Annotated in this window: 20 protein-coding genes; 1 reads left to right on the plus strand and 19 read right to left on the minus strand. The window is 63.6% G+C overall.

The window, feature by feature from the left end:
* Positions 1-58: 58 nt before the first annotated feature.
* From EJ913_RS27120 to EJ913_RS27155, 8 genes are all read right to left on the minus strand, one after another.
* Positions 59-325 (minus strand): hypothetical protein, encoded by a 267-nt coding sequence (locus tag EJ913_RS27120; protein ID WP_127003831.1) that lies wholly within the window; start codon positions 323-325, stop codon positions 59-61.
* Positions 322-1,122 carry a DNA-methyltransferase gene (locus tag EJ913_RS27125; protein ID WP_127003833.1) on the minus strand — a complete coding sequence of 267 codons (801 nt, stop codon included), beginning with the start codon at positions 1,120-1,122 and terminating at the stop codon, positions 322-324. Before EJ913_RS27125 ends, EJ913_RS27120 begins: the two co-directional genes overlap by 4 nt.
* Before the next feature lie 214 nt (positions 1,123-1,336).
* Positions 1,337-1,858, minus strand: a complete 522-nt coding sequence (locus EJ913_RS27130) for a host-nuclease inhibitor Gam family protein (RefSeq protein ID WP_127003835.1) — start codon at positions 1,856-1,858, stop codon at positions 1,337-1,339.
* A 2-nt stretch (positions 1,859-1,860) separates the two neighbouring features.
* The gene (locus EJ913_RS27135) at positions 1,861-2,865 is read right to left on the minus strand and encodes a tyrosine-type recombinase/integrase (protein WP_244939507.1); all 1,005 of its coding nucleotides are present in this window, start codon (positions 2,863-2,865) and stop codon (positions 1,861-1,863) included.
* Positions 2,862-3,050 (minus strand): hypothetical protein, encoded by a 189-nt coding sequence (locus tag EJ913_RS27140; protein WP_127003837.1) that lies wholly within the window; start codon positions 3,048-3,050, stop codon positions 2,862-2,864. Before EJ913_RS27140 ends, EJ913_RS27135 begins: the two co-directional genes overlap by 4 nt.
* Positions 3,051-3,066: 16 nt before the next feature.
* Positions 3,067-3,324: a hypothetical protein gene (locus EJ913_RS27145; protein WP_127003839.1), complete on the minus strand. Its 258-nt coding sequence runs from the start codon at positions 3,322-3,324 to the stop codon at positions 3,067-3,069.
* Between the two features lie 113 nt (positions 3,325-3,437).
* Complete coding sequence (locus EJ913_RS27150) at positions 3,438-4,238, minus strand: hypothetical protein (RefSeq protein WP_127003841.1); 801 nt, start codon at positions 4,236-4,238, stop codon at positions 3,438-3,440.
* Positions 4,239-4,246: 8 nt separating this feature from the next.
* Positions 4,247-4,537, minus strand: coding sequence for a hypothetical protein (locus EJ913_RS27155; protein WP_127003843.1), 291 nt, complete (start codon positions 4,535-4,537; stop codon positions 4,247-4,249).
* 527 nt (positions 4,538-5,064) lie between these two features.
* Between EJ913_RS27155 and EJ913_RS27160 the strand changes: the two genes are divergently transcribed.
* Positions 5,065-6,543, plus strand: coding sequence for a methyl-accepting chemotaxis protein (locus tag EJ913_RS27160; protein ID WP_127003845.1), 1,479 nt, complete (start codon positions 5,065-5,067; stop codon positions 6,541-6,543).
* A gap of 49 nt (positions 6,544-6,592) precedes the next feature.
* Here EJ913_RS27160 and EJ913_RS27165 read toward each other — a convergent pair whose 3' ends face one another.
* From EJ913_RS27165 to EJ913_RS27215, 11 genes are all read right to left on the minus strand, one after another.
* Positions 6,593-6,805 carry a BrnT family toxin gene (locus EJ913_RS27165; protein ID WP_244939508.1) on the minus strand — a complete coding sequence of 71 codons (213 nt, stop codon included), beginning with the start codon at positions 6,803-6,805 and terminating at the stop codon, positions 6,593-6,595.
* Positions 6,806-6,983: 178 nt separating this feature from the next.
* The gene (locus tag EJ913_RS27170; protein WP_127003847.1) at positions 6,984-8,144 is read right to left on the minus strand and encodes a pentapeptide repeat-containing protein; all 1,161 of its coding nucleotides are present in this window, start codon (positions 8,142-8,144) and stop codon (positions 6,984-6,986) included.
* A gap of 418 nt (positions 8,145-8,562) precedes the next feature.
* Positions 8,563-9,150, minus strand: a complete 588-nt coding sequence (locus EJ913_RS33295) for a BRO-N domain-containing protein (protein WP_127003849.1) — start codon at positions 9,148-9,150, stop codon at positions 8,563-8,565.
* Positions 9,147-9,464, minus strand: a complete 318-nt coding sequence (locus EJ913_RS27180; RefSeq protein WP_127003851.1) for a hypothetical protein — start codon at positions 9,462-9,464, stop codon at positions 9,147-9,149. Before EJ913_RS27180 ends, EJ913_RS33295 begins: the two co-directional genes overlap by 4 nt.
* Positions 9,461-9,964, minus strand: a complete 504-nt coding sequence (locus EJ913_RS27185) for a hypothetical protein (protein WP_127003853.1) — start codon at positions 9,962-9,964, stop codon at positions 9,461-9,463. Before EJ913_RS27185 ends, EJ913_RS27180 begins: the two co-directional genes overlap by 4 nt.
* 342 nt (positions 9,965-10,306) lie before the next feature.
* Complete coding sequence (locus tag EJ913_RS27190) at positions 10,307-11,011, minus strand: hypothetical protein (RefSeq protein WP_127003855.1); 705 nt, start codon at positions 11,009-11,011, stop codon at positions 10,307-10,309.
* Positions 11,012-11,117: 106 nt separating this feature from the next.
* Positions 11,118-11,477, minus strand: a complete 360-nt coding sequence (locus EJ913_RS27195; RefSeq protein WP_127003857.1) for a hypothetical protein — start codon at positions 11,475-11,477, stop codon at positions 11,118-11,120.
* Positions 11,467-12,315 carry a DUF3102 domain-containing protein gene (locus tag EJ913_RS32205; protein ID WP_211099049.1) on the minus strand — a complete coding sequence of 283 codons (849 nt, stop codon included), beginning with the start codon at positions 12,313-12,315 and terminating at the stop codon, positions 11,467-11,469. The genes EJ913_RS27195 and EJ913_RS32205 overlap by 11 nt, the downstream gene beginning before the upstream one ends.
* 3 nt (positions 12,316-12,318) lie before the next feature.
* Positions 12,319-12,939: a nucleotide-binding protein gene (locus EJ913_RS27205; protein ID WP_127003859.1), complete on the minus strand. Its 621-nt coding sequence runs from the start codon at positions 12,937-12,939 to the stop codon at positions 12,319-12,321.
* 148 nt (positions 12,940-13,087) lie between these two features.
* Positions 13,088-13,387, minus strand: coding sequence for a hypothetical protein (locus EJ913_RS27210; protein WP_127003861.1), 300 nt, complete (start codon positions 13,385-13,387; stop codon positions 13,088-13,090).
* Positions 13,384-13,677 (minus strand): hypothetical protein (locus tag EJ913_RS27215; protein WP_244939509.1); only part of this gene is annotated, 294 nt, incomplete at its 5' end. The genes EJ913_RS27210 and EJ913_RS27215, both read right to left, overlap by 4 nt.

Genomic DNA, 13,677 nt, shown 5'->3' on the forward strand with positions numbered 1-13,677 from the left:
CCCGCTGGTGAAGCTCAAACCGTTCCCTGGGGAACGCTTTGAAGGGCTGTGCGAGGCCTTACGGCCTGGTGCTGCGGTCCCCGTCAAACCGTTCCCCAGGGAACGGTTTGGACCTTCCCCGCGACCGGGCGCGGACATCGCGGAGGAACAGGACGGCGCGGCCCAGGACGATGGCCAGCGACAGGTAGACCGTCACCCGCTGGGCCTCGCCCTGCACCTCTCCCATCCACACCCACACGCTCAGCAGGAGCGCCCCGAAGGCGCCATCCACGGCAATGCGCTGAGTATTGAGGCTGGCCAGCAGCCCCTCCAGGTCGATCGTCATGCGGCGCGCTCCTCGATCAAGTCGGCCAACCGCTTCCATCCCACTTCGTGGAAGCGCCGGTCACGCTCCACGCCGATGAAGCGTCGGCCGGTGGACACGGCGGCATGGCCGGTGGAACAGCTGCCGAAGAACGGGTCCAGCACCGTGCCGCCGGGCGGACAATGCAGCTCGATCAGCTCGACCAGCAGCCCGACCGGCTTCTCGGTCGGATGCAGGCCGAGGCGCACCGGCTTGTGCGACAGGACGGAGCCGGTGCGGTGATTGAAGCCGTCGCGTCCGGTGCCCTTGCTGAACACCATGATGTTCTCGTGCTGGCGCCGGGCCTGCCGGCCCATGCCCATCACCATCTTGTTCCAAACGATCTCGGTGGAACGCTTCAGGTCGGCGCTCTCCACCGCATCATAGGCGGGACCTTCCAGTTCCATCCACCGATGCTCCGCCGCCGCTTCCTCGACCGCGTCCATCAGGTCATGCTTCATGCGCCAGTCGATGAAGCTCAGGACGAAGCCGCCCGATACCAGCACGCGCTGCCACTCCAAGGCACAGGTGCGCAGCAGTTCCTTGAAACCGCGCGTGCCCAGGCAATCGGAGCCGAACCAGCGCTCCCGTCCCCCGGCCTTGGTCGACCGCGTCATCGTCTTGTTGAAGGCGGTCTTGCCGGCTTCCCGCGTGGCGCCGCTGGAATAGGGCACATCGGTCAACACGAGGTCGACCGAGGCGTCGGGAAGCTCCCGCATCCGCTCGATGCAGTCGCCCAGCATCAGCGTCGCGGCGCCGATCGTCACGGTGTAGGACATGCTCGTTTTCCTGTTGTGTCGCGACGGCGGGCCACACGCTGCCCACCCCGGCTTGCATCGGGAGCCGTGGTGGGGTGCCGATCGGCTCCCACAGCTTCCCGACGCTCACGGGCCATAGCCTTGTCCGCCCGCCGTCGCGATCTCGCTATGTTGTTGGGTCTCAACGCCTTCCGGCGGTCAGCTTGCGATAATGGATGTTTTCGCAAGCTCGGTTTCAGACCGCCGGCAGCACCAGCGGCTTGACGAAGAAGGCGTCGTCCCCGCCGCCGATCGACACGCCGGGGATGGTGATGGCCACCGCCGACTCCTTCAGCAGCCCCTGGAGGTCCGGCTCGCGCTTGATCCGGACGAAGCGCTTCAGCTTGCGGTCGGCCTCCAGGGCTTCCAGCAGGTTGACGCCCTCGGCCACCACCACCCGCTCCGCCGTCTTGCGGAACCCGGCGGTGCCGGTGGCGAGGTCCAGCGACTTCTTCTTGCCGGGCAGCAGCTCGGCGCGGTTCACCTCGATCCAGCCGCGCAGGCGCGCGGTGTCGGTCTCGATCGCCAAGCGCAGGGGTGCCGCCGCCGTCTCGCAATCCAGCTTCAGCGACGCGATCCCAACGTCCCGCGCCGTCTCCAGCCGAATGAGCTGCGCCTGGGCGGCGCCGATCCGGCCCAAGGCGGCGGTGGCTTCCTCACGGTTGCGCACCTTGAACATCGCCTGTCTGCGAACCCAGGCGGTGGCGGTTTCCGGCATGGTCAATCCTCCGCGATCTGCGCCGCCATCTGGCCGCCCAGGTCGCTCCGGTTATCGTCGTACAGCTGCAAGGTCTCCAGCCGGCGGTGCCGGCTGAAGCGCTGCGCGGCGCGCACGTTGCCGCCGTTGGCGTCCAGCACCGAGGTGATGGCGGTGTGCCGCAGGCCGTGCGGCCGGGTAGCGATCCCCACCTCGGCCCCCAGCCCGCGCACCAGCTGGCGCACCGCCTCGCCGGTCAGCCGCCCCTCCCCGGCGCCGGCTTGGTCGAGCCGGTGGAACAGCGGACCGGCACGGCTGCCCCGCGCCGCGACCCAGGCATCGAGCGCCGTCCTGGTCGGCGCCGGCAAGGTGACCCGCTCGCGCTGGGTCCGGCCCTTGCCGAGGATCGACAGGGCGCCCCGGCGGGCGTCGTAATGCTCCAGGTCCAGCGAGACCACCTCGCCCCGCCGCAGCGCGACGTCGTGCAGCAGCCGCACGATCGCGGTGTCGCGCAGGCCCTTGGCGTCGCTCCGCCCCTTGGCCTGGGCGATCATCGCCTTGACGCCGTCCCGCCCCGGCCCCCGCGTGTCGCGGTAGGCGGCGGCCTCGACGTTCCCGACATCGAGCGACCACGCGACCAAGCCCAGCGTGTTGCCGAGCTTCACCACGGACCGCAGGGCGGCCAGTCGGCGGTTGACCGTCGCCGGCTGAAGCCGTCGGGCGGTCAGGTCGTTGCGGTAGCCCAGCGCCAGGGCGTTGGCCGGACCGTGGTCGATCGCCAGCAGCAGGCGGACCGCCCGCTCGGCACTGTCGCCGAAGCTCTCGAATCCTGTCTGCCGGGCGACGAAGGCCCGGAAATCCTCATGATCCCGCCGGTAGGCCCGGACGGTGTTCTCGCTGCGCCCGGCGTAGAACGCATCGAGGAGGTGTTCCTGGATGCGGTCCAGCAGCAGCACCGCCGCGTGGCGGGCTTCGGCGAGGTCCTGCGCGCCGGTCGTGGCGGTGTCCGGCAGAGCCGGGAGGGTCACCCCTCCAGCGCGTCGCGCAGCTCCGCGACGGTCATGTCCTCCGGCAACTCGCGCAGCGTCGCCGCGAGCTTCTGCCGGAACCGCTCGACCTCGACCTCGGACGGATAGGCCGCCCCCGGCCGGCTGATGTCGCCATGCGTGATCCCCGCTCCGGCGGCCAGGGCCTCGCCGATCAAGCCGTCCATGTCCTCAGTCTCCGTTTCAAAGGCGGCGCGCGACGCACCGCGCGTCGGCCACCCGGCCGCAGGCGTGGGCGCGCAGCGCGTCGAACAGGGCCGGGCAGTCCTCAACGAGGTCGATCAACCACGGCACCGGGATCCAGCCCTGTTCGGTCTGGACCTCGATCGTCTCGATGTCGGCCTGGAAGGGTCCGCCCTGGTAGGTGATGCGCGCCTCGAAATCCCGGTCGACCGGGCCGAGCTGGAGGCGCAGGACAGCCTCGAAGAGGTGCCGGGTCACATCGCGGCCTCCCGATCCAGACAGCAAAAAGCCCGCCCCCGGCTCATCGCCGGGGCGGGCTTTCGTTCGCGCGCAATTCGTCCCGCTCACCCTGTCAAGAGATTGATCCTAAGTCAAGGATTATCATCCCAAGGACGGGCCGGAGCGGTGAATGCGGTGAGGCGGTGGTCGCGCATCGGCCGGGCGCGCAGCCGCGCGTGCAGGGCTTCCATGGCGCCGTGCCAGAACGCATAGTCCTCGTTGGCCTGGGCGATCTCCTCGGCGCTGTGCTTCGGCTCCAGCGGGCACCATTCCGTCAACACCTGCCGGGTGCCGTTGCCCAGGATGCGGAACTGGAAGCCGCGTTCCTCCTCCACGATCCGGCGCCGGCCGAGACGGTCGAACAGCGAGACGCCGCGATCGAAATAGCGCTGGGCGATCTCGGATTGCCGGGGCGTGGCTTCCCATCCCACATCGGCGACGATGTGGCGGTAGCGGCCCGGCTTGTGCCCCGGCCGCAGCGTCTTGCCCAGCGGCGAGACCAGCGGCAGCCAGACCGGCCGGTCGGTGTGGCGGGCGTGGTCCTGGATGACCCGGCGCTCGCTGGAGGGCAACCACTCCAGGGCCTCAGCGACCAGCTCGGCGTCGGGGTGGACGCGCGGCGGGATTCCCCGGATCGCTCCGCCCCCGTCGATGTCGGCGCCCATCTCGAAGCGGTTGGCGATGACGGCGCAACCGTCGGCGCTGATGCCGGTGCGATAGACACCAGCGCCAGTGGGCAGCCCATACAGCAGGCCGTAATGGGCGATGGCCTCGGCCGGGTGGAGCGCGGCGCCGGTGCGGTCGGCCTGCTGGTCGCGGATGGCCCAGGTCAGCAGGGCCTCCAGGTCGAGGGCGAGGCGGTGATCGTCGGGCCGGACGTAGGCGAGGGCCATGGCCGCGCTCAGGCCGCGACGGCGAGCGGCGGTGCCGGCTGGCTCGGCGCCGGCCCTCGCAGACGCAGGATGCCGGCGACCAGCGTGTCGATCGCCTCGATGGGGATCAGGGCCGGATCCAGCCGGGCTGTGTCCTGGATGTAGCGCGCCTTGGCGAACAGGTCGTCGTCCGAGGCGACCTCGCCCTCGGCCAGCAATTGCTCCAGATTGCCGCGAAGGGTGTCGGTGGCCTCGGCGTCCACGGGCGCCAACCCCTGGTAGGCCAACAGAATGGGCAGGAGCGGCACGGCGGTGAACATGGGAGCAGCCTCCGAAAACGGCCCGGCGCGGAAGATGTGGCCAGGGTCTAGGATTGTTTGCCCAAAAGGATTACCAATTCCTTGCCGAGCGTTTCCGAGTCGCGAATTTATCTTACCTTTGGTGCGCCGGTCACTTTGCTCCCCGTCCTGGATGCTCCACAGAGAGAGTTCGCCAGGACGTGCCTCTTGATGCCGCTGGAACGCGGCCCCAAACCGTCGCCGCCCTGGGGGGCATGCCCCACCCCCAGGGCGATCAGCGAATGTTCACATCCATCGTGGGCACTATCGGAAAATTCGTTTTCCATGATATTAAATTATTCTCTCGGATTTCTAAGTGATAAAAATATCTATAAAGAATAAGATATGGAGACTTAATCAGGTAAATATTGCCAAACCCTTTGAGACATAGGAAAATTTCTGCATTTAGTAATTATGTTGTCTTTCGATTTAGGATTCTTCCTTATAGACACGTCCCTTTTTTTTATTATCATCCGAGCCATATTAGTATATTCAAATGGGGATGGTCGATGTTCGGGAGGGGAAAAAGAAACCAAGCGCTTGAGCGCAAGATCGCGGCGCTCAATGCGCTACGCGCCAAGGTGATGGTGACGGATGAAAATCTGACCATCGTCCACGTCAACTCGGCCGTGGTTGGGCTGCTGCGCGAAGCGGAAAGCGATCTGCGCAGGGAATTGCCGCGTCTGGACGTCAATAGTCTGGTCGGCAGCAACATCGACGTGTTCCACAAGAACCCAGGTCATCAGCGCGGACTGCTGGCATCGCTAACCAAGCCATACAGCGCCACCATCAAGGTCGGCGGGCACCAGTTCGACCTGCTGGTCACGCCGCTGACCGAAGGCGGCCGGCGTATCGGCTTCGTCGCCGAATGGGCCGACGCCAAGGAGCGACTGGAAAATCTCGACTATGCCGCGCAGATGGCGGCAATCAGCCGGTCGCAGGCGGTGATCGAGTTCACCACCGAGGGCATCATCACCAAGGCCAACGGCAATTTCCTCAAGGTGATGGGCTATCGCCTGGATGAGGTCATTGGCAAACACCACAACATCTTCGTCGATCCGGTATATCGCGACAGTGCCGAATATGCCCTGTTTTGGGACACTCTGCGGCACGGCGAATTCCAGGCGGCGCAATACAAACGGATCAGCAAGTCCGGTGACCCGGTATGGATTGAGGGCGCCTACAACCCGATCCTCAACGAGAAGGGGCAGGTCGTTAAAGTGGTGAAGTTCGCGGTCGACATCACTGCCCAGGTCCTGCTCCTGAACAACCTCAAGGTTCTGATCGACAAGAATTTCGGTGAGGTCGACCAAGCGCTCCACCTGTCGATGGGGGAGGCGCAATCCGCCAACGATGCCGCCGACTCGACCACCGCCAGCGTTCAGGCGGTGGCGGCGAGCGCGGAAAAACTCGTCGCGTCCATCGGCGAAATTTCCCAGAGCATGGCGCGTGCCCGCGCGGCGACGGACGGCGCTTTTGACCGCACCGTCGCGGTGGCGGAAAGCACCAATCGGCTGGCCAGCGCCACCCAGGCGATGAATGGCATCGTCGGGCTGATCAACAGCATCGCCGGCCAGATCAACCTGCTGGCGCTGAACGCCACCATCGAAGCGGCCCGCGCCGGCGAAGCGGGGAAGGGTTTCGCCGTCGTCGCCTCCGAGGTGAAGAACCTCGCCAACCAAGCCGGGAAGGCGACCGAGCAGATTTCGGCGGAGATCGAAGGCATTCAATCAACCTCGACCGAAGTCGCCAACGCGTTGAGCGCCATCCGCGAGGCTGTCTCGGCGGTACGCGAGCAAGTGACCGGCACCGCGTCAGCGCTGGAGGAGCAGAGCGCCGTCACTCAGAATATGTCCTCCAACATGCAAGGAGCATCTGCTGCCGTGGCGACGGTGACCTCCAACATCACCGCCATCTCCAGCGCCGTCAGTCAGGTGGCCGGTGCGGTTGAACGGACCAAGGAGGCGGCGCACGTCCTGGTGCGGTGACGGAAGCACGGCCCGAGCACCGCAGCAGATGACGCGTGGCCAGCCGCGCTCACCCTCGGGCCGCTCGGTGTCGGTGACGGCGTAGACCGTGCCATTGTTGACCAGGCCGTGCGCGGTTGAACCGCTCCTCGCCGGAGTTCATAGAGGTGTCCACCGCCTCGATGAGGTTCCGATCCCGCAGCACCTCGTCCCCGAAGAACAGGTCCAGGCCGTGCTTGGCCCGGTTGATCATGTTCTTGGCGGGATCGAAGGGCGTCTTCATGGAAAGGATGCTACGTCATTGACGGAGTTTGTCGCAATACGAAAATCCGTCAATGACTTAGTGCAATTATAATACCGGCCTCATTCTTCACCGCCTCAGCAGCCCTGCCGCAACGCCATCATGCGCAGGTCGAGTCGGCGGTGGATGCGCAAACTCACTTCCTCTACTTCCTGAATGATTATTGCGGCAAAATAGCATCAGTCAAAATAGCATCAGTTAGATTGGTTTTATTCAAATTGGCCTTGGCTAAGTCGGCTCCGCTCAGGTTCGCCCCGCTAAGATCTGCTCCGCTTAGGTTTGCTCTGCTTAGATAAGTTCCGCTGAGATTGGCTTTATTCAGCTTCGCCCCACTCAAATTGACCGTTCCCATGCGAGATCCTCTTAAATCAGCCTCGCTTAAGTTAGCCATACTCAAGTCAACTCCACCCATGTAAGTTCTTCTCAAATTTGCTCCGCTCAGATCGACTCCGCTCAGGTTTGCTCCACTCATGAGAGCATCACTCAAGTCAGCCTTCTGCAGATAAGCCCCTCTTAGATCAGCATTTGCGATCATTACTGACCTCATTACAGCCTCATTCAAGCGGGCATTCTGAAGATTTGCGTAGTTCATCATTGCGCCAGTTAAATCAACGCGATACAAAGAAGCCCATCTCAGATCAGATTTATACATGTTTACATTTTTGAAATTTGCCCCATATATAATCAATTTCTTCATATCTGTATTTCTTAAATTAACCGGTATCCTAATTCCTTCCTCAAGACAATGTAGGCGAATTATGATTTCTAACATTAATATTATGTCCGTTGGTATATCAGCAACATCTTTTTCTTTTAAAGATATGCTTCCTCCTTCTTCTTCCTGTTCTAGATCAGTAGATCTTCGTGTTTCTCGAACGTAGGCACAAAGAACTTCAATGGCCTGTGATAAAAGCCGTGGTGTGGATTTACCCAAAGCATCCAAAGATAAAGCTGCCCCCATCCTAATGGAAATCTTGTCATTGCCCAAATGCTCCACCGCCTTTGCGAAGGCCTCTGCCGCCTTAGCGTAAGTCTCCGCATCCAACTTACGCGCCGATACCAAACTGTCGCGGTGTTGGTTGAAGGTTCGCCAAAAGGCCAAGATGATGCCCAGTAGACCGATGGGGGCTGCCATCAGCAGCCCAATGGCCGCCATCAGCTTCCCATAGGCTTCAACCTTCTGTTCGTTGGTGGTCAGTCCGTCAAACGCAGCAAGGGCGGTGTCTGTAGCGGCACCGATCCGGCCCGGCCCGCCGATGAGCCATTGGATCCACAACACAAGTCCAAGGATGACCAATGCCACCACCAGCGCGACCGCCATGGGAGGGTTGGCCTTTCCCCATGCAATGTGAGCTTTCCATCGTACCGTCGCGCGGTCAACAAGGAGGATAAGACGCTCGTCCCACTTGCTCTTTCCCCAAGTGCGCCAGCCAATAGCTCTGAGGCGATTAAAACGGTTGGAGCAGGCCTGTTTTGCCCGCCCGCCCCAACCAACGGCACTTTTGTCAACCACCTCTCACCTCATCATCGCGCCAATGCACAGTCTCCCATGATAAATATCCTTTCTAGTTGAGTATATAATAGATTTTTCCCTGCATGCTCATTTCAGCGGAGAGGCAAGATCAGCCCAGTCCTCAGACAGAAATGACTCCTTCAAGCACCGGCGGCTTGGGGTGGCCCCCCCACCCCAGCTGGCTCTGGACTTCATCGACTATCCTCTTTGGAATAGCCTTGACGCCTCAGGTCAGCTTTGCCGTGGCGCGGTCGATTTCGCGGCGGTGGATGCGGTGGATGATGGAGCGCAGCATCAGGATGAAGGCGGCCTCGGTGTCGCTCATCCGGAAGGGGGTTTGGGCGACGTTGCCCAGAAGTTCGTCCTCGGCCATGAACTTCACCATGGGGGACAGCGCTTCGACGGTGACCTGGATCATGGGGTCGACGGGCGGCGGCGGGGACGAACCCGACGCGGCCGGGTCGTAACGGCCGGTCTTGCGGATCGCCGGCAGGACCTCCGCAGTCACCCATTTCTTGAAGCGCTTGGCCGCCGCCTTCCGGCTGGTCAGGATCAGGGTGTAGAGGCCCGACTCGTTGATGATCGCCATCTCCTGGGGACCGCCAAGGGTGTCCATAGTATGGACACCCTTTTCGTCCTCATCCAGGCGGGCCGTGACGTTGCGCGGGTTTCCGATCTCCAGCGCCCGGCAGACGTCGGTCAGCGCGAACCACGGAGCGTCGTCGCGGGTGATGGCGCGGAGGGTGTTGCCCTCGAAGTCGAACGGGATCAGGGCGGTTCGGCGGGCCGGATCGGGGTGGGGGTGGTCGATCATTGCGGCATCCCCCGCATGGCGGCGGCAGCGAAGACGCGGAGAAAGCCGATCTCCACGCCGCCGAAACGCCCCTTGTCCAGCATGTCGTTGACGATCCAGGCCAACAGCGGCGCGGCGTCCTGCCGGCGCATGTGGTCCAGCGCCAGCTGGGCGAAGGCCTCGCCGCGCTCGCATTCCTGGAGGTAGCTGTCGCTCGCCACGTCCACGGCCCAGAAGTCGCGCGGGAACGGTTGGGAGCCACGCGCCGGACGGGTCGCGACGAAGGGCAGAGCGGCGATGGGGTCGGGCTGCCGGGCGATGCGGCGGGGGCTCATGCCACGGCTCCCATGCGCTCGGCCTCGCCGATCAGGTCCCAGACGAGGCGGGAGCGGGAGTCCTCCAGCAGCGCGTCGGGCATGGGCAGGCCATGGACGATCACCGCGCGGGCCTCGCGGCTTTCCAGCATGCGGTGCCACAGCCACCGCAGTTTCACCGCCACGCCGCGCGGCGTGGAGGCCGGGATGGACAGCAGGCCGTCCGTGGCCTCGCGGATCAGGCGGAGGGTCGGGTCGTAAGCCTCCTCCGACAGGCCGGACGGCAGCCGGTCCATGGTGCGGCAGGCGGTCAGATAGTCGGCCCAGGCGCGGAGCAAGGCGGCGTCGGGATCGCCGGTGCCGGTCGAGGGCGCCCCCGGCACGGCGGCGATCAGGGGAAGCGCCGCCACGCCGACGGCGAGAACAGCGCGGCGCGGCAGGGACGCGCCCTTGCCGGTGATGTCGAGGTTGGTCCGAGATAACGCGGGCGTGGCTCGCCCGTTGTCGCCCATGATGTGCATGGCGATGGCCTCCTAGTTCGGCATTGCCGACGGAGGGTCGCTTGTCAGGACGACCCTGGCGCCGGGGGCTGACAACCTGACTAGGACAGGCCGGACTATTCCCCTTGCGGGTGTTTTATTCATCCGTCCCCCGGCATAGGGGCACGCTCCGGACGGAGTCCGGGCATGAAAATAGCCGCATCGCGAAAAACGCGCGGGCGGCTTGCCGCCTAGTCATGGAGTTGTCAGGCTCCGGGAGGAAGGATCGCTCGGGTCGGGATAAGGCGTCAAGTTTCTTGTTCTTGATCCTAAATTGCAGATCCGCATAAACACAACCGGCTTAATATTATTAAGGAAATCCTCCTACTGAGCCCTACCAGTAAAGTTATAATAAATATTGAGACATTTTTTCATTGTTATAATGAAAAAATTCCAAATTCTCCTCCATACGCTGGTAGAGTTTTTGTTGACGCCTATTTCAGAAGCCATGAGAGTTACAAAAATGTTGTATTCGTTACTTATAACTTTCATATCTATAACTTCCTTCTCATTGACAAAAAGTGAATTCCACTGTGAATTCCATTTAGCTCCCCAATTTCTTTGTAGTTTACGTAGGTCTGCCCGCAAGCATGCGTCCCTGCCAATTCCATTAAAAGTTTTAAAGCATAAATGAATAAACTTATCATACTGCTCAAAAACAGAAGGAGAAAATAAATATTTATACGTATGCATTATCTGATCTAACTCTCTTTTTCTTTTTACAATTATAGTTGGATCTAAATCTTTCCATGAACCTATAATTAGGAAAAAGCAAAGAACGTCATTCAGCTTTGGTATAGCGTTGTCATAGACTGATATCCTCTTCTTTATTAATTCTTGGTTGGCAGCTTTTATCCAGTCAAGCTTGATGCCGATAAAAGCTGCCAACAGCCCAACAAAACCCGCGACAATAGGAGTAACAATCAGACTCCACCATTGAGCAGGAGGTGCGGACTGAACAGTTTGTGCGCTCACAGCCTGAAAAGCATTTATAACAAAAGATAATACAACCAATGTGAGAGAAATCATCCTTCTTATCATTGTAATTCTCCATGAAGAGATATATAAAAATACGGTTGCATAAAATCGAAAACACGTCAATGGAGAGTGAGCTTAGGAAAGTTGGGTGGAAGCCTCAGTCGCGCAAAGCTACGCGATAAGGTTCCAGCATTGGATCAAACCCGCCCCAGCGTACCATCAGCAGCAGCCGTTCTACCGCATCAAGAAACAGCCAGTCGCCCGGCAGATGGTGGACGCGATCAGCAGCGATCAGGTCGACTAGGACCTCGCCCAGCTCGTCACCGGGAACCGTCTCCCATGCTGGGTGCCGGCGGCTGATGTACGAGACGATGCAGGCGGCGGTGACGGCGGGTGCGGTGTCGCGCGGGTCGCGCAGGGCGGCAAGCCACGGCTCGCCGGTCAGCACCTCGGCCAGCAGCGGCTTCAGCGGGCGGCTAAGGCGGGGTCGGTGCGTAAGGAGGACATCAGCGACCACCCATCAGCTTGGCGTTGTGCAGGTCGACCACGTACTGGACGAGGGCGGCGGTGGCGGCGTCGACGTGCATCCCGGAAAGCACCACCCAATCCTTGCCGTCGTCCATGCGGGCTATGATCGAGCAACGGTCGTTCGGGTCCACGGACCACGGCCGGTCGATGGCGCCCGCCATGGGCGAGGCCTTCGGCTCTGCGGCCGGCGCCGGCAACGCGGGCACGGGAACCGCCTCGGCATCAATGACCGTCGGCGAGCGGCTGGGCGCGGCGGGAACGGGCGTCGGCTTCGCCGGCTCGATCACCGCCTGGACCGTTCCCAAGGCTTCCGCCGGCGCCCCCTCTTCATCGTCCTCCGCCTCGGCCGGGCCGGCTAACAGCGCGAACAAGCCCGGCGTCTGCACCCTCGGCGCGGCCGGCTTGGGCGGCTTCAGGGCCTCCAGCTCGGCCCGCGTCACCTCGGGACGAATCACCCCCTGTTCGACCGCCAGCTGGCGCGTGTCGTCGGGCAGGGTCGCGATGGCGTAGAGCGTCGTGTAGGACTCTGGAAGCCGGTCCAGGGCGATCTCGCCGGAGTCGACCAGCTCGGCCGCCTTGCGCAGCTTGCGCGCCGTCGCCGCCGAGAACGGCAGGTCCGCCTCGACCATCGCCTCGTAATCGCCGTGCGGCAGGGTGGCCTTGGCCTCGTTGAGGCGCCGGCCGACCGCCACCGTCGCCTCCAGCGCGTTGGACCATTCGCGCTGGATGTCGGCCGCGAACTCCGCCCGCGTCGCCAAGGCGCGCGGCTTGTTGAGCATGGACAGCCGGGTGTTGGCGCCCAGGCTGCGTAAGGACGGCGTCGCCATGGTCTAGACCCCCATGTCCTGGGCCACATAGGCCCACAGGTTCGAAAAGAGCGGGCCGGTGCGGGTGCCGGCGACCTCCGCCGTCCCCAGCCCGGCCAGGAACGAGCGCGGCACCTCCTGGAGGTGCGGGATCTCGACCGGCGCCACGGTGCCCATGCCGGCGACGACGGCCCGCGCGTCGGCCGTCTCGCGCAGGCGCGGGTGGATCTGGCTCAGCAGCAGCCGCGTCGGCCGCCGCCGGGCGCGCAGGTAGGGCAGCATGCCCTCCATGCTGACCAGATCCTCCGGACCAGGCCGGACCGGCACCAGCACCAGATCCGCGGAGTCGAACAGCAGGCCGGTCGCCTCCGGGAAAAACTCGATGGCGGTGGGCGTGTCGATCACCAGCAGGTCCAGGCCCTCCGGCGTCGGCTTGCGGTCGATGTCGCCCAGCGCCCGCTGTTCGTGCCGGATCGCCGCGACCTCGGCGGGCCGCTGGGCGTGCCAGTAGGTCAGCGAGCCCTGCGGATCGGCATCGAGCGTGCCGACCCGCAGCCCGGCCACGGCGGCGGCCACCGCCAGATTGCGCGCGGTCGCCGTCTTCGGCCCGCCGCCCTTCCCCTGCACCACCAGAACCGTCTTCATCGTCCGTTCCCCCCGTTCAAAGCGTTCCCCAGGGAACGGTTTGCCACCATCACCACCCGCGCCACGTCGCGCAGCGCGGCCTCGTCCCCGCCGTTGATCCGGAGCGCTCGGCCGTTGATGGTCCCGAGGCCGGGTGAGACGGCGCCCGTCACAGCCGCACCAGATCGGCCCGGCCGCCGCTGAAGCGGACGGCGTAGATCGGCGGCACCTCGCCCTCGGGCACCGGGTCGAACAGCGCCGACAGCGCCAGGAACTCCACTTCGCCGGTGGCCGCGATCGGCAGCGCCAGCACGGGAACGCATCGGCTCCACAGGTCGAAAAGCTCGGTCGTCATCCCGATTCGGCTGCCGTGCAGCCGGAAGACGCCGAGCCGGCGGTCCAGCACGTTCACCGCATCGGCGGACACCCGGTCACGGTGCAGCAGCAGATCCAAGACCAGCGCCATCATGCCCCCCTGTTCCGCGTGATCGTCCGCGCCAGCCGCCGCAGCTCCGCCGTGGTCAGCAGGCGATCGTCGGCGCGGTGCAAGGCGCCGGCTCGGTAGACCCGCCACCCGGCGGCGCGCAGCACCTCCACGGCGCGATACAAGGCCGCGTCCTCGCGCTGGACGGCCACCGGCCGGTGCCGTGCCGTGCGCGGCGGTGCGTCCAGGGGCAGGGGCTGATACCGTTTCGAAGGAACCGCGCCGCCAGCCATTTGGACGGGAAGCAGCCCCTTTGGCTGGTGTAGGGACGGCGC

The organism is Azospirillum doebereinerae (assembly GCF_003989665.1).
GTDB classification, from domain to species: Bacteria; Pseudomonadota; Alphaproteobacteria; order Azospirillales; family Azospirillaceae; genus Azospirillum; species Azospirillum doebereinerae.

Excerpts from the sequence above, each read along its gene's own strand:
- EJ913_RS27120 (WP_127003831.1), bottom strand. The coding sequence starts at position 325 with ATGACGATCGACCTGGAGGGGCTGCTGGCCAGCCTCAATACTCAGCGC.
- EJ913_RS27125 (WP_127003833.1), bottom strand. The coding sequence starts at position 1,122 with ATGTCCTACACCGTGACGATCGGCGCCGCGACGCTGATGCTGGGCGAC.
- EJ913_RS27130 (WP_127003835.1), bottom strand. The coding sequence starts at position 1,858 with ATGCCGGAAACCGCCACCGCCTGGGTTCGCAGACAGGCGATGTTCAAG.
- EJ913_RS27140 (WP_127003837.1), bottom strand. The coding sequence starts at position 3,050 with ATGGACGGCTTGATCGGCGAGGCCCTGGCCGCCGGAGCGGGGATCACG.
- EJ913_RS27150 (WP_127003841.1), bottom strand. The coding sequence starts at position 4,238 with ATGGCCCTCGCCTACGTCCGGCCCGACGATCACCGCCTCGCCCTCGAC.
- EJ913_RS27155 (WP_127003843.1), bottom strand. The coding sequence starts at position 4,537 with ATGTTCACCGCCGTGCCGCTCCTGCCCATTCTGTTGGCCTACCAGGGG.
- EJ913_RS27160 (WP_127003845.1), top strand. The coding sequence starts at position 5,065 with ATGTTCGGGAGGGGAAAAAGAAACCAAGCGCTTGAGCGCAAGATCGCG.
- EJ913_RS27165 (WP_244939508.1), bottom strand. The coding sequence starts at position 6,805 with ATGAAGACGCCCTTCGATCCCGCCAAGAACATGATCAACCGGGCCAAG.
- EJ913_RS27170 (WP_127003847.1), bottom strand. The coding sequence starts at position 8,144 with ATGGCGGTCGCGCTGGTGGTGGCATTGGTCATCCTTGGACTTGTGTTG.
- EJ913_RS33295 (WP_127003849.1), bottom strand. The coding sequence starts at position 9,150 with ATGATCGACCACCCCCACCCCGATCCGGCCCGCCGAACCGCCCTGATC.
- EJ913_RS27180 (WP_127003851.1), bottom strand. The coding sequence starts at position 9,464 with ATGAGCCCCCGCCGCATCGCCCGGCAGCCCGACCCCATCGCCGCTCTG.
- EJ913_RS27185 (WP_127003853.1), bottom strand. The coding sequence starts at position 9,964 with ATGCACATCATGGGCGACAACGGGCGAGCCACGCCCGCGTTATCTCGG.
- EJ913_RS27190 (WP_127003855.1), bottom strand. The coding sequence starts at position 11,011 with ATGATTTCTCTCACATTGGTTGTATTATCTTTTGTTATAAATGCTTTT.
- EJ913_RS32205 (WP_211099049.1), bottom strand. The coding sequence starts at position 12,315 with ATGGCGACGCCGTCCTTACGCAGCCTGGGCGCCAACACCCGGCTGTCC.
- EJ913_RS27205 (WP_127003859.1), bottom strand. The coding sequence starts at position 12,939 with ATGAAGACGGTTCTGGTGGTGCAGGGGAAGGGCGGCGGGCCGAAGACG.
- EJ913_RS27210 (WP_127003861.1), bottom strand. The coding sequence starts at position 13,387 with ATGATGGCGCTGGTCTTGGATCTGCTGCTGCACCGTGACCGGGTGTCC.